At 65.4% G+C, this 13948-nt stretch carries 10 protein-coding genes; 7 read left to right on the plus strand and 3 right to left on the minus strand.

Annotated features, from left to right (window positions below; translation table 11 throughout):
* Nucleotides 1–165 precede the first annotated feature (165 nt).
* Nucleotides 166–2721 carry an excinuclease ABC subunit UvrA gene (uvrA, locus tag RBA41_RS21520; RefSeq protein ID WP_306626303.1) on the plus strand — a complete coding sequence of 852 codons (2556 nt, stop codon included), beginning with the start codon at nucleotides 166–168 and terminating at the stop codon, nucleotides 2719–2721.
* Nucleotides 2722–2888: 167 nt separating this feature from the next.
* On the opposite strand, the gene RBA41_RS21525 is transcribed toward uvrA, so the two are convergent.
* The gene (locus RBA41_RS21525; protein ID WP_267876243.1) at nucleotides 2889–3011 is read right to left on the minus strand and encodes a hypothetical protein; all 123 of its coding nucleotides are present in this window, start codon (nucleotides 3009–3011) and stop codon (nucleotides 2889–2891) included.
* Nucleotides 3012–3209: 198 nt separating this feature from the next.
* Here RBA41_RS21525 and RBA41_RS21530 point away from each other — a divergent pair, with 198 nt between their 5' ends.
* The 6 genes from RBA41_RS21530 to RBA41_RS21555 all read left to right on the plus strand — a co-directional run bounded on the left by RBA41_RS21530 (nucleotide 3210) and on the right by RBA41_RS21555 (nucleotide 11960).
* Nucleotides 3210–4910 (plus strand): RecQ family ATP-dependent DNA helicase, encoded by a 1701-nt coding sequence (locus RBA41_RS21530; RefSeq protein WP_306626304.1) that lies wholly within the window; start codon nucleotides 3210–3212, stop codon nucleotides 4908–4910.
* A 61-nt stretch (nucleotides 4911–4971) separates the two neighbouring features.
* Nucleotides 4972–6027, plus strand: a complete 1056-nt coding sequence (locus RBA41_RS21535; RefSeq protein WP_306626305.1) for a ligase-associated DNA damage response exonuclease — start codon at nucleotides 4972–4974, stop codon at nucleotides 6025–6027.
* Complete coding sequence (locus RBA41_RS21540; protein ID WP_306626306.1) at nucleotides 6020–7657, plus strand: ATP-dependent DNA ligase; 1638 nt, start codon at nucleotides 6020–6022, stop codon at nucleotides 7655–7657. Before RBA41_RS21535 ends, RBA41_RS21540 begins: the two co-directional genes overlap by 8 nt.
* Nucleotides 7654–10128: a ligase-associated DNA damage response DEXH box helicase gene (locus tag RBA41_RS21545; RefSeq protein ID WP_306626307.1), complete on the plus strand. Its 2475-nt coding sequence runs from the start codon at nucleotides 7654–7656 to the stop codon at nucleotides 10126–10128. Before RBA41_RS21540 ends, RBA41_RS21545 begins: the two co-directional genes overlap by 4 nt.
* On the plus strand, nucleotides 10125–10775 hold the full coding sequence (gene pdeM / locus RBA41_RS21550) for a ligase-associated DNA damage response endonuclease PdeM (RefSeq protein WP_306626308.1): 651 nt from the start codon (nucleotides 10125–10127) through the stop codon (nucleotides 10773–10775). Before RBA41_RS21545 ends, pdeM begins: the two co-directional genes overlap by 4 nt.
* Nucleotides 10776–10916: 141 nt before the next feature.
* Complete coding sequence (locus RBA41_RS21555; RefSeq protein ID WP_306626309.1) at nucleotides 10917–11960, plus strand: outer membrane lipoprotein; 1044 nt, start codon at nucleotides 10917–10919, stop codon at nucleotides 11958–11960.
* A 60-nt stretch (nucleotides 11961–12020) separates the two neighbouring features.
* Here the strand turns inward: RBA41_RS21555 and RBA41_RS21560 are convergent, their stop codons facing one another.
* Nucleotides 12021–12830 (minus strand): Crp/Fnr family transcriptional regulator, encoded by an 810-nt coding sequence (locus RBA41_RS21560; RefSeq protein ID WP_306626385.1) that lies wholly within the window; start codon nucleotides 12828–12830, stop codon nucleotides 12021–12023.
* Nucleotides 12831–13299: 469 nt separating this feature from the next.
* Nucleotides 13300–13944 carry a response regulator gene (locus RBA41_RS21565; RefSeq protein ID WP_054263975.1) on the minus strand — a complete coding sequence of 215 codons (645 nt, stop codon included), beginning with the start codon at nucleotides 13942–13944 and terminating at the stop codon, nucleotides 13300–13302.
* Nucleotides 13945–13948 lie beyond the last annotated feature (4 nt).

The following is a 13948-nucleotide window of genomic DNA, read 5'->3' on the forward strand; positions in this document are numbered from 1 at the left end:
TCCGGCTTGCTGCACAAAAAAACCGCTGGGCTGCGTGCTCCGCGGTTTTTTTTCGTTTGTGGCCTGCGCTTGCGCGTGCCATCCATCAATTTTTGTGTGGCAGCGTACGGTCTGCGCAGGCGGACGGGCGTGTAATGGCGGCTGATCAATCATCGGCAGCTCCCCATGCGCAAGAAAAACGACGACGCCCCCGCCATCGCACCGTTGGCCCGGCCCGGCTTCGTCCAGGTGCGCGGCGCGCGCGAGCATAATCTGAAGAATGTCGACGTCGACATTCCGCGCGACGCGCTGGTGGTGTTTACGGGCGTGTCCGGTTCGGGCAAGTCCTCGCTCGCTTTCGGTACCCTGTACGCCGAGGCCCAGCGGCGCTACCTCGAATCGGTCTCGCCCTACGCGCGCCGGCTGTTCCACCAGATGCCGGTGCCGGAAGTGGACGATATCGACGGCCTGCCGCCCGCCGTCGCCCTGCAGCAGCAGCGCGGCTCGCCCACCACCCGCTCGTCGGTCGGCAGCGTGAGCACCTTGTCCAATTCCCTGCGCATGCTCTATTCGCGCGCCGGCGACTATCCGGCGCGCCAGCCGCTCCTGTACGCCGAATCGTTTTCGCCGAATACCCCGGAAGGGGCGTGCACCGAGTGCCATGGCCTGGGCCGCGTGTATCAGGTCACGGAACAGTCGATGGTCCCCGACGACAGCTTGAGCATCCGCCAGCGCGCCGTCGCCGCCTGGCCCACCGCCTGGCACGGCCAGAACCTGCGCGATATTCTCGTCACGCTCGGCTACGATGTGGACACGCCCTGGCGCGACCTGCCCAAAAAAGTGCGCAACTGGATCCTGTTCACCGACGAGCAGCCGACCGCGCCCGTGTATGCGGGCTTCACGCCCGACGAGGTGCGCGCGGCGCTCAAGCGCAAGGAAACGCCGAGCTACCAGGGCACCTTTACCGGCGCGCGCCGCTACGTGCTGCACACCTTCGCCACCACCGAAAGCGCATCGATGAAAAAGCGCGTGGCGCGCTACATGGTCAGCGCCGAATGTCCGCTGTGCCGCGGCAAGCGCCTGCGCCAGGAGTCGCTCTCGGTCACGTTTGGGGGCATGGACATCGCCGACATATCGCGCCTGCCGCTCGAACGCCTGTCAGCGCTGCTGCGGCCCTTCGCCGACGGCAGCGCGCCGCGCAATGCCAGGACGGCGTCGCTGCATCCGGAAAAAACCATCGTCACGCGCCGCATCGCCGAAGACCTGGTTGCGCGCCTCGACGTGCTGCTGGCGCTGGGCCTGGGCTACCTGTCGCTCGAACGCAGCACGCCGACCCTGTCGCCGGGCGAGCTGCAGCGCCTGCGCCTGGCGACCCAGGTGCGCTCGAACCTGTTCGGCGTGGTGTATGTGCTCGACGAGCCTTCCGCCGGCCTGCACCCGGCCGATACCGAAGCCTTGCTCACCGCGCTGGCCCAGCTCAAGGCGGCCGGCAATTCGCTGTTCGTGGTCGAGCATGCGCTCGACGTGATCCGCCACGCGGACTGGATTGTCGATGTCGGCCCGGAGGCGGGCGAGCAGGGCGGCCATGTCCTGTACAGCGGAGCGCCGGACGGCCTGCGCCACGTCGAGGCGTCGCACACGCGCCGCTATCTGTTCGCGGCCGATCCGCCGGCGCCGCGCACGCCGCGCGAGCCGTCGGCCTGGCTGCGCCTCGAAGGCGTCACCCGCAATAACCTCGACCGCCTCGATATCGACCTGCCGCTCGGCGTGCTGGCCAGCGTGACCGGCGTGTCCGGCTCGGGCAAATCGACGCTGGTCAGCCAGGTGCTGGTGGAGCTGGTGGGCGCCGCGCTCGGCCAGCCGCAGGCGGCGCAGGCCGACGAGGGCGAGGAGCCGGAACACGAAGAAGTCATTCCGACCGAAGGACGCATCGTCTCGGGCATGGAGCACATCAAGCGCCTGGTGCGGGTCGACCAGAAGCCGATCGGGCGCACGCCGCGTTCCAACCTGGCCACCTACACCGGCCTGTTCGACCATGTGCGCAAGCTGTTCGCGGCCACCAAGACCGCGCGCGCCCGGCGCTACGACGCGGGCCGCTTTTCGTTCAACGTGGCCAAGGGGCGCTGCGAGCATTGCGAGGGCGAGGGCCAGGTCATGGTCGAACTGCTGTTCCTGCCCAGCGTGTACGCGCCATGCCCGACCTGCAACGGCGCGCGCTACAACGCCAAGACGCTGGAAGTGACTTACAACGACAAGAATATCGCCGAGGTGCTGGGCATGACGGTCGATGCCGCCGCCGCGTTCTTTGCCGATGAAGCGCCGGTGGCGCGCTCGCTCGACGTGCTGCGCGATGTCGGCCTGGGCTACCTGCGCCTCGGCCAGCCGGCCACCGAGCTGTCGGGCGGGGAGGCGCAGCGCATCAAGCTGGCCACGGAGCTGCAGCGCGCCGCGCGCGGGAGCATGCTGTACATACTCGACGAGCCCACCACCGGCTTGCATCCGTCCGACGTCGACAAGCTGCTGGTGCAGCTGGAACGGCTGGTCGAAGCGGGCAACAGCGTCATCGCGGTCGAACACAATATGCGGGTCGTCGCCGCCAGCGACTGGGTGATCGACATCGGACCGGGCGCCGGCGAAGCGGGCGGCAAGGTGGTGTGTTCCGGGCCGCCGGCCGTACTGGCGCGCGAAAGACGCAGCCGCACCGCGCCTTATCTCGGCAAATTCATGGCGGCGAAAAGCTGATGTGTGCCGGTGCGCGCACGTGCGACGGAATCGGAAGAAAATGAAGGTCGCGCCACAGGCGCGACGAGATCAGCCGCGCAGCGTGGGCTCGCAGACTGGGGCTGCGTCGCCAGAGAGGCGACGCGCAGGCAACTCGTTACCGCAGGAAATACTGGACATCCGTGCGCTTAGTGGAAAAACAGCGCCGCCGCGGTACCGCTTAACACATCGGTCGAGCACAGCAGGTACGTTGCGGCGCCTGCCAGGGTGACGTGCAGGGCGGCCCAAGTCAGTGGAAATAAGCGCATCATGATGTCCTCCAGTCGTGCGTTAAGGGAATTGCTTTCGGTATGTGATCATCTTAGTCAAGGTTCTCTGTAGAAACTATCGGCAAAACGTCCGACGCAATGTAGGACGTTGGCTCGCCAGTTTTGCTGTTGCCGTTCTCCTACGAAAAATGTAGGCGACGTCCTATGGTGCACCATGTGTGTGCGCCATAAAGTTGTGACATGACTACTCACAACCAACAACTCCTCCACAACGGCGCCCGCGCCGCCCGCCGCCATACCATCAACAAGCTGCTGCGCTCGATTTTCGGGGTGGAGAGTTTGCGGGATGGCCAGCAACAAGTGATCGACAGCGTCCTCGACGGCAAGGACACGCTCGCGATCATGCCTACCGGCAGCGGTAAATCGCTGTGCTATCAGATTCCCGCACGCATCCTGGATGGGACCACGGTTGTCGTCTCGCCTTTGATTTCTCTCATGAAAGATCAGCTCGAAAAGCTCGATGCGCTCGGCGTGCGCGCCGTGCAGGTCAACAGCAGCCTGACGCGCGAGGAGGAAGACGCGGCCATGGAGGGCATCCGCGCCAGCTTTCACGAAATCGTGTTCTGCACGCTGGAGCGCTTGTCGACGCCATCGTTCCTTGAAGCGCTCAAGGAAATCAAGGTGGCCCTGGTGGTGATCGATGAGGCGCACTGCATTTCCCAGTGGGGCCACGATTTCCGTCCGGCGTACCTGGAGATGGCGGCCGCCATCGACGCGCTGAAACGCCCGCCCGTGCTGGCGCTGACCGCCACCGCCACCGACGATGTGGTGGCCGACATCGCCCGCCAGCTTGGCCGGGCGCGCATGAACGTCGTCAATACGGGCATCTACCGTCCCAACCTGCACTACCGCGTGGCCCAGGTCACCAACAACGACGAGCGCTATGCGCGCGCGCTGGAATACGTACAGGCGTCCGGGGGCGTGGGCATTGTGTACGCGGCCACCGTCAAGGCGGCCGAAGAGATGCTCGACATTTTGGTGGGCGCCGGCGAAAGCGCCACGCTCTATCACGGCAAGCTGCCCGCCGCCGAACGCAAGCGCAACCAGGATGAATTCATGTCCGGCGCAAAGCGGGTGATGGTCGCCACCAACGCCTTCGGCATGGGCATCGACAAGCCCGACACCCGTTTCGTGCTGCACCTGCAGCTGCCCGCCAATCTCGAAGCCTACTACCAGGAGTCCGGCCGCGCCGGGCGCGATGGGCTCGACGCCGAGTGCACCCTGCTGTACTTCCAGGACGACAAGCGCCTGCAGCAGTTCTTCCTCGTGAAGCACTACCCGACCGCGAACGACCTGAAAGCGGTCTACGATTCGGTATGCGCGATGGCGCAGGAAGAGAAGGTCAGTTTCGACCGCTTGAACGACGAACTGGACGAACTGGCCTCGGGCAAGCTGAAAATCTGCCTCAAGCTGCTCAAGGACGGCAAGCTGCTGCGCCAGAACCGCAAGCTCGAATACACCGTGACGCCAAAGGAGGCCGGCGCCGATCTGTTCGAGGAGCTGTCCGCCATCTACGCACGCAAGCAGGAACGCGACCGCGAATCGCTGGAGCAGATGGTATCGTATGCAGTCAGCGGTTTTTGCCGCTGGAAGGTGCTGCTCGACTACTTCAAGGATGAAGTCGAGGGCTTCGACAAATGCTGCCGCTGCGATAACTGCCTCCATCCCCCGGCGGTGGCGCAGATCGAGATCCGTGACGATGAATTCGAACGCGACCCGGAGCCGGTGCCGGCGGCGCCGCACTTCGAGCCTGGCACCCAGGTGCGCGTACCCAGGTTCGATGTCGGCACCGTGGTCTCGATGGCCGGCGACCAGGTGACCATTGAATTTCCCGAACACGGCGAAAAGACCTTCCTGGCCGATTACGTGGAAGTGGCTTGAGCAGCAGTCTGACTGTCAGCGCCGTCCAGCGGCGCGAGGAGAAAAACATAGGAGAGCACACATGTCGGACATGGTAGTGGTACGCAAGGAGGGACTGTTCTGCGTCCCCGGGCAGTTCTACATCGACCCGTGGCGGCCTGTGGACCGCGCCGTGATCACCCACGCGCACGGCGACCACGCGCGCGTCGGCCACGGCCACTACCTGTCGGCCGCCAGCGGCGTGAACGTGCTGCGTTCGCGCCTGGGCGACATCCACATCGACGGCCTCGAATACGGCGAGCGCATCGTGCACAACGGCGTGACGGTGTCGCTGCATCCGGCCGGCCATGTGCTCGGCTCGGCCCAGGTGCGCATGGAGCACCGCGGCGAAGTGTGGGTCGCTTCCGGCGACTACAAGGTCGAACCGGACCGCACCTGCGTGCCGTTCGAGCCGGTGCGCTGCGACACCTTCATCACCGAATCGACCTTCGGCCTGCCGATCTACCGCTGGCAGCCGGAGCAGGAGATTTTCGACGACATCAACAGCTGGTGGCGCAAGAACGCCGACGAGGGCCGCGCCAGCGTGGTCTTTGCCTATTCGTTCGGCAAGGCGCAGCGCGTCCTGTCCGGCCTCGATCCATCGATCGGCACCATCATCTGCCACGGCGCGGCCGAACCGATCAACCGCGTCTACCGCGAGGGCGGCGTGACGCTCCCCGCAACGGTCATGGTGACCCAGGTCGACAAGGCGGACATCAAGCGCGCCATCGTGATCGCGCCGTCATCGGCCGCCGGTTCAACGTGGATGAAGCGCTTCGGCGACTACAGCGATTCGTTTGCCAGCGGCTGGATGCAGCTGCGCGGCGCGCGCCGCCGGCGTGGCGTGGACCGCGGCTTCGTGCTGTCCGACCACGCCGACTGGCCCGGGCTGATGACGGCGATTCGCGCCACCGAAGCGCCGCGCGTGATCGTCACCCACGGCTCGATTCCCATCATGGTGCGCTGGCTGCGCCAGGTGGGCCTGGACGCCGCCGGCTTCGATACCGAATACGGCGACGAGGATGAAGCCGTGGAAGCTGCAGGCGACCCTGTGGCGGCTCCAGCGGCCGAAGGGACGCCCGAGGTGATGGATGCGTGAGTTTGCCCGCCTGTACACTGAGCTCGACGAGACCACCGCCACCAACCGCAAGCTAGAAGCGCTGCAAGCCTATTTCGGCAGCGCCGCTCCCGACAACGCCGCCTGGGCGGTATACTTCCTGGCCGGCGGCAAACCGCGCCAGGCCGTGCCGACCAAGCTGCTGCGCCAGTACGCCATCGAATACGCGCAGCTCGACGAGTGGCTGTTCGACGAGTCGTACAACGCCGTCGGCGACATGGCCGAAACCATCGCCCATATCCTGCCGCCACCCGAACAGCAAAGCGACATCGGCCTGGCCGAGTGGATGCAGGAGCGCATCGGTCCCCTGCGCGGCGCCGATCCGGCCACTATCCGCACCGCCTTGTTCGGGTTCTGGAACGAACTCGATTGGCGCGAACGCTTCTTGCTGACCAAATTGATCGGCGGCGGCTTTCGGGTCGGCGTGTCGAAACTGCTGGTCACGCGCGCGCTGTCGTCGCTGGCGGCGGTCGACAGCAAACTGATTGCCCAGCGCCTGATGGGCTGGACCGACGGCAGCGTGCGTCCCACCGCCGCCGGCTTCCTGCAACTGATCGCCGCCCAGTCGGACGAAGAGCACAAACTGCGCGGCGGCCAGCCCTATCCCTTCTTCCTCGCGCACCAGTTGCAGGGCGAGCCGGAAGGGCTGGGGGAGGTGGGCAACTGGCAGGTGGAATGGAAGTACGACGGCATCCGCGCGCAGCTGGTGCGGCGCGGCGCGCAAAACTACCTGTGGTCGCGCGGCGAAGACCTGATCACCGAACGCTTTCCCGAGCTGGCGGCGCTGCATCTGCCCGAAGGCACCGTGGTCGACGGCGAAGTGCTGATCTGGACCGAGGAAGACACACCGGCCGCGTTCGCGGACCTGCAAAAACGCATCGGGCGCAAGACCTTGTCCGCCAAGCTGCTGGCCGAACTGCCGGCGGTGCTGGTGGCCTACGACTTGCTGGAGCAGGACGGCGTGGACCTGCGCGCGCTGCCCCAGCATGAGCGGCGCGCCCTGCTGGAGGTGCTGGTGCGCGAAACAGCGAAGCCGCAGCTCAGATTGTCGCCACTGATCCGCGCGGGCAGCTGGAACGAACTGGCGGGCGTGCGCACCGAGTCGCGTGCGCGTGGCGTAGAGGGAATGATGGTCAAGGCGCGCGACGCCCAGTACGGCGTGGGCCGCACCAAGAATGTGGGCACGTGGTGGAAGTGGAAGGTCGACCCGTACACCATCGACGCGGTGCTGATCTACGCGCAGGCGGGCCATGGCCGGCGTGCCTCGCTCTATACCGACTACACCTTTGCAGTGTGGGACGCGGACGGCGAGGGCGGCGAGCGCAAGCTGGTGCCTTTTGCCAAAGCATATTCGGGCCTGACCGACGCCGAAATCGCGGTGGTCGACAATGCGATTCGCAAGACCACCATCGAAAAATTCGGGCCGGTGCGCTCGGTGCGCCCGACCATGGTGTTCGAGATCGGCTTCGAGGGCATTGCGCTGTCGAGCCGCCACAAGGCCGGCATCGCGGTGCGCTTTCCTCGCATCTTGCGCAAGCGCGACGACAAGACCATCGACGACGCCGATTCGCTCGATACCCTCAAGGGCCTGCTGGCCGCAGCCGGTACATGAGCAAGAGCCAGATGGCGCGCGCCATCGACGACTGGTTCGTCCAGCGCAAATGGAAGGTGTTCCCGTTCCAGCGCGCGGTGTGGCGCGCCGCGCTGGCCGGCGAATCGGGCCTGCTGCACGCGAACACGGGCGCCGGCAAGACCTATGCAGTGTGGCTGGCGGCGCTGCTGCGTGGCGCGCTGGCCGGCAAGCGCAAGGCGTCCGGCCTGCGCGTGCTGTGGATTACGCCGATGCGCGCGCTGGCCGCCGATACCCAGCGCGCGCTGGAGGAGTCCAGCGCGGTGCTGGCACCCGGCTGGACGGTCGGCGCGCGCACCGGCGACACCAGCGCAAGCGAGCGCGCGCGCCAGTCGCGCGCCATGCCGTCGGCGCTCATCACCACGCCCGAAAGCCTGTCGCTGCTGCTCAGTCACGCTGCGGCGCAGACCCAGTTCGCCAGCCTGGACATGATCATCATCGATGAGTGGCATGAACTGATGGGCAGCAAGCGCGGGGTGCAGGTGCAGCTGGCGCTGGCCCGCCTGCGCCACTGGAACCCGCAGCTGGTGGTGTGGGGCTTGTCGGCCACCATGGGCAACCTGGCGCAGGCGCAGGACGTGCTGCTGGGCGTTGGCAAGGGCACGCTGGTCGAGGGTGACCTGAAAAAGGAGATCCGGGTCGATACCCTGATTCCCGCCAACGTGTCGCGTTTTCCGTGGGGCGGGCACCTCGGCATCGCCATGCTGCAGCCGGTGATCAGCGAGATCGAGGAATACAACGCCACGCTGGTGTTTACCAATACCCGCTCGCAGTCGGAACTGTGGTACCAGAATATCCTGGAGGCGCGCCCCGACTGGGCCGGCGTGATCGCGCTGCATCACGGCTCGCTCGACCGCGAAGTGCGCGAGTGGGTCGAAAATGGCCTGAAAAAAGGTGAACTCAAAGCGGTGATCTGCACCGCCAGCCTCGATCTGGGGGTGGACTTCCTGCCGGTCGAACGGGTGCTGCAGATCGGCAGCGCCAAAGGCATCGCGCGCTTGCTGCAGCGGGCCGGGCGCAGCGGCCACGCGCCGGGGCGCGTCTCGCGCGTGACACTGGTGCCGACCAACAGCCTGGAATTGCTGGAAGCGGCCGGCGCCAAGCACGCCGTCGCGGCGCGCCGCATCGAAGCACGCCTGGTGCCCAACAAGCCGTTCGACGTGCTGGTGCAGCATCTGGTGACGGTGGCGCTGGGCGGCGGCTTTCGCTCCGAACAGCTGTACGAGGAGGTGCGCAGCGCCTGGTCGTACCGCGCGCTCTCGCCAGAAGAGTGGCAATGGGCGCTCGATTTCGTGGCGCGCGGCGGGCAAAGCCTGATCGCGTATCCGGAATACCAGCGCGTTATCGCCGACGACGAGGGCGTGTACCGCGTGCCGAGCGTGGCGCTGGGGCGGCGCCATCGCATGGGCATCGGCACCATCGTGTCCGATTCGACCATGCAGGTGAAGTACATGAGCGGAGGGCGCATCGGCAGCGTCGAGGAATCGTTCATCTCGCGCCTGAAGGCGGGCGACCGTTTCCTGTTCGGCGGGCGCATCCTGGAATTCGTGCGGGTGCACGAGATGACCGCGTTTGTGAAGCGCGCCACCGGTGCGCGCGGGGCGGTGACGCGCTGGCAGGGCGCCAAGATGCCGATGTCGTCGGAACTGGCGCACGCCGCGCTGGAACAATTGCGCCACGCGGCACGTGGCGAATTCCGTGGTCCGGAAATGGAGGCGATCCGTCCGCTGCTGGAAATCCAGCAGCGCTGGTCGGCGCTGCCGACCATCGATACGCTGGTGGTGGAGGCCATGACCAGCCGCGAGGGCTATCACCTGTTCATGTATCCGTTCGCGGGACGCTCGGTGCACATGGGACTGGCCTCGCTGTTCGCGTACCGGATCGCGCGCGTGCAGCCGATGACGTTTTCGATCGCGATCAACGATTATGGCTTCGAGCTGCTGGCGGCCGAACCGGTGGACTGGGCGCGCGTCTTTTTGGCGGCGTCCGAGAACGTGACGGGGCTTGAAGTGCCCCTGTTTTCCACCGAACTGCTGCTCGACGACGTGCTGGCGAGCCTGAACGCGACCCAGCTCTCGCAGCAGCGCTTCCGCGAAGTGGCGCGCATCGCCGGGCTGGTGTTCCAGGGCTATCCGGGCCAGCCGAAAAGCACGCGCCAGATCCAGGCCTCGTCGTCGCTGTTTTTCGAGGTGTTCCGCAAGCACGATGCGGGCAACCTGCTGCTCACGCAGGCGCAGCGCGAAGTGATGGAGCAGGAGCTGGAATTGACGCGCCTGCGCGATACCTTGATCGAGCTGCACGGGCGCGGCGTGGCTTTCCGCGAAGTCAAACGCGCCACGCCGTTCGGCTTTGCGCTGATGGTCGAGCGCTTCCGCGAAAAACTCAGTACCGAAAAACTGTCCGACCGGGTCGGGCGCATGCTGCGCGAACTGGAGAAGGCGGCCATGCCATGACCTACCGCGCGATGCAGCTGGCCGGTGAAACAGTCCTGCTGCTGCCTGAAAAGGCGCTGTACTGGCCGGCGCGCGCGATGCTGGTCATCGCCGACATCCACTTCGGCAAGGCGGCCTCGTTTCGCGCCCAGGGCGTGCCGGTGCCGCGCGGGACCACCACCGAGAACCTCGACGCTTTGGATGCGCTGATGGCCGCGCACAAAACCCGCGAGATCGTCTTCCTGGGCGACTTTTTGCACGCGCGCGCGGCCCATGCCTCGGCCACGCTGACGGCGATGCTGGCGTGGCGTGCGCGCCATCCGGACCTGATCCTGACCTTGGTGCGCGGGAACCACGACAAGCACGCGGGCGACCCGGCGGCAGCGCTGGCGATCGGCATGGTCGACGAGCCGCACACGGTGGGGCCATTCTCGTTCTGCCACCATCCCGACATCGCCGCGCCGGGCTACGTGCTGGCGGGGCACGTGCATCCGGTGTACCGGCTCTCGACCCGGCTCGATTCGCTGCGCCTGCCATGCTTTCTGATCGGGCCCACGCGCATGGTGCTGCCGTCGTTCGGCGCCTTTACGGGCGGTTTCGTGGTCGCGCCGGGCGCTGGGGAGCATGTGTGCGTCAGCTCGGGAGAGGCTGTGCATTGCGTACGCTAGCGCACCGACGCCCCTATGCGACCAGCGTAACTTGACGTGACTGCTGGAAATATCCGGCTTCGCTGTACAACCTCCGAGGAGATCATCATCAAAACGACAATAATAATCCGCGCCGCATCGCGCGCCGCAGTCCTGGCTGCGATGCCGCTCTTTGCCATGACCCTGGCCGCGCCTGTACAGGCCCAGCAATACAACGCCGCCTACGCTCCGGTGATCCGCGGTTTCGACGTGGAAGAAGTGCGCCGCCTGAGGCCCGGCGTGGAACTGAACTTCAACCTGTATGGCACCCCGGGCGGACGCGCCACCCTCAGCATCGCCGGCGCCAACCGCAACCTGAACCTGACCGAAACCGAGCCGGGCCAGTACGAAGGCACCTACACGCTCGGCGGGCGCGACAACATCACGGGCAGCAGCGCCGTGACCGCCAACCTGCGTGTCGGCAACCAGGTGACTAGCGGCGTGCTCAGCGAATCGCTGCTGCGCGACGTCGGCCGCCATCCGCGCGACAACCAGGGCCGCGAGCGCGCCGCCGATGTGCCGCGGATCGCGCGCTTCGACGTGCAGGGCAGCGACGACTTGTCGCCGGGTAACGAGCTGACGTTTTCGGTGTACGGCACGCCGGGCGCCAAGGTCGACATGGTCATCGCCGGCACCCGCGGCGTGTTCTTCTTGCCGGAAGTCAAACCAGGCGAGTACAGCGGCGACTACACGATCCGCCGCGCCGACCGGATTGCACCGAACAGCGCGGTGACGGCCACCATGCGCGTCGGTGGCCGCGTCTCGACCGCCGTCCTCGGCAAGCCATTGCGTGTCGCGGCGGCCGCGCCGACGCCGCGCGACGTGCGTTATTGCACCAACTGCGCCACGGTCGACGCGATCAACGTGATTGAAGTCAACGGCGACGGTAACTATCTGGGCACCATCGGTGGCGGCGTGGTTGGCGCCGTGCTGGGCAGCCAGGTCGGCAAGGGCAGCGGCCGCACCGCGGCGCAGATCGCCGGCGCCGTTGGCGGCGCTTACGTGGGCCGCAATATCGAACGCCGGGCCCGCAAAACCCAGCATTACGAAGTGGTGATCCGCTTTAACAACGGCGGCACCCAGACCGTGACGTACGAAAACGATCCAGGCTTGCGTGTGGGCGAGAAGGTCCGGATCACGGACGGCGTGCTGTCGCGCGATCAGTAAGCCGGTGTGATGGCATGAAAAAAGGCGCTCCGAGGGGCGCCTTTTTTATGGGGCAATTGCTCAGACGGTAGTGGTGGCCAGCACCTTGGCGTCGCCGGCCTGTTGTTCGGCTTCGGCCTTGGCCTTGGCTGCGCTGTTCTGCTTGGCGCGCGAGCGCGATGGCGGCAGGCGGCGCAGGGTTTTGAGCGCATCGGCGTCCTTGATGCCGATGGTGCGCTGGTCGACCGTGATGAGCCCGATTTCATTGAAAGCCGACAAGGTGCGGCTGACGGTTTCCAGGGTCAGGCCCAGGTAGCTGCCGATTTCATGGCGCGTCATGCGCAGGTTGAACAGCTTGCTCGAGTAACCCATGGCGGCAAAGCGGTCTGCGAGCGACACCAGGAAGCGCGCCACGCGGGCTTCCGCGCTGAGGGCGCCGAGCATGCCGATCATGGCTTGTTCACGCACCAGTTCGCGGCTCATCACGCCGTACATGACGTTTTCCAGTTCCAGGTGCACGCGGCCCAGGGCCGTGAGCTTCTTGAACGGCAGCAAGATCAGGTCGCAGTCGGACAGGGCCACCGCTTCGGAGGCGTAGTGGCGGGTATGGATGCCGTCGACGCCGAGCATGTCGCCCTTCATGGGGAAGCTGAGTACCTGTTCGTTGCCGAATTCGTCGATGAGCACGGTCTTGAGGAAGCCGGAGTTGACGATGTAGAGGGTGTCGAAGGCCTGGCCGATGGTGTGGACGCGTTGGCCGGTCTTGAATTGCACGTGCTGGAACAGCAATTCTTCGCTGTTGATAGAGACTGCCGCGCTGATGTGCAGCAGGTCGCAGACTTCCTTGAGATTGGACCAGAGGCGGCCCTGACGCTGCCGCCCCGCTTCCATTGGAGAGGAATGCATGGTCGACGTGGTGGTGGTGCGGGTGTCTTGCGGTGGCGTGGTCAGCATGCTCATCTCCAGGGTAAGGAAAATTCGAAGTTTCAGGCTGCGGGTATCAGGCTTGAACAACGATCTGAACAACCTGCGACCGGAGCTTCAAAAGTGATGTACAGCACGGCTGGCTAGCTTGCGTAAGAACAATTTATAAACCGCAGGAAAGCCGAATCGCTGGATTTAAGTATGCCAACACGAGTCCGGCATTGATATCAGCGAACGCTGAATCTGGGAGTAGGATAGGGCGCGCCTTTGTAGGACTATTCCTATCGGAGGAGGTGATCTACAGAGTGAAAACATGGCCTTGGCAGGGGAGTGGAGCGGGTGCTACTGATGGGTACAGAATCCGACTACTTGAGGTTTCTCGGCACGAAACCATCGCGCCGGTGTCTAAAACTTTTCGCCGTCCGTCGGGCGCACTTCAGGTCTTGAACGGCGACAGCAGGCGATGGGCCACGGCATATTGCACCATTTCCGACAGCGACGTCATGCCCATTTTTTGCATGATGCGCGTTTTGTGGGTGCTGACCGTCTTCACGCTCAGGTGCAGGCTGTTGGCGATTTCGGTAATCGACTTGCCACCCACCAACAAGGAAAACACTTCGAATTCGCGGTCCGACAACTGCTTGTGCAGCAGCTGTTCGTTGGGCGTCATGATGTTCAGCGCAAGCTGCTCGGCCACTTCGGTGCTGATGTAGGGCCGGCCCGAGGCCACCTTGCGGATCGCCCCCACCAGCTGGGTGCCCGCGCTTTCCTTGGTCAGGTAGCCCTGGGCGCCGGCGCGGATGGCGCGCACCGCGTACTGCTCTTCCTCGTGCATGGTGAGGATCAGGATGGCCAGCTTGGGCGCCTCGCTGCGGATCTGGCGGATCAGGTCGACGCCGCTGCGGCCCGGCATCGACAAGTCGAGCAGCAGCAGGTCGAAGCCGCCCTGGCGCACATGCGACAGTACTTCAAAGCCGTTGATGGCTTCCCCGACAATATCGATGTCGAGGGCGCCGTCGAGGATGCGCTTGAGGCCCTCGCGCATGATCGTGTGGTCGTCGGCAACAACAATGCGTATCATAAAA

It is taken from the genome of Massilia scottii, from assembly GCF_030846495.1.
Lineage (GTDB): Bacteria > Pseudomonadota > Gammaproteobacteria > Burkholderiales > Burkholderiaceae_D > Telluria_A > Telluria_A violaceinigra.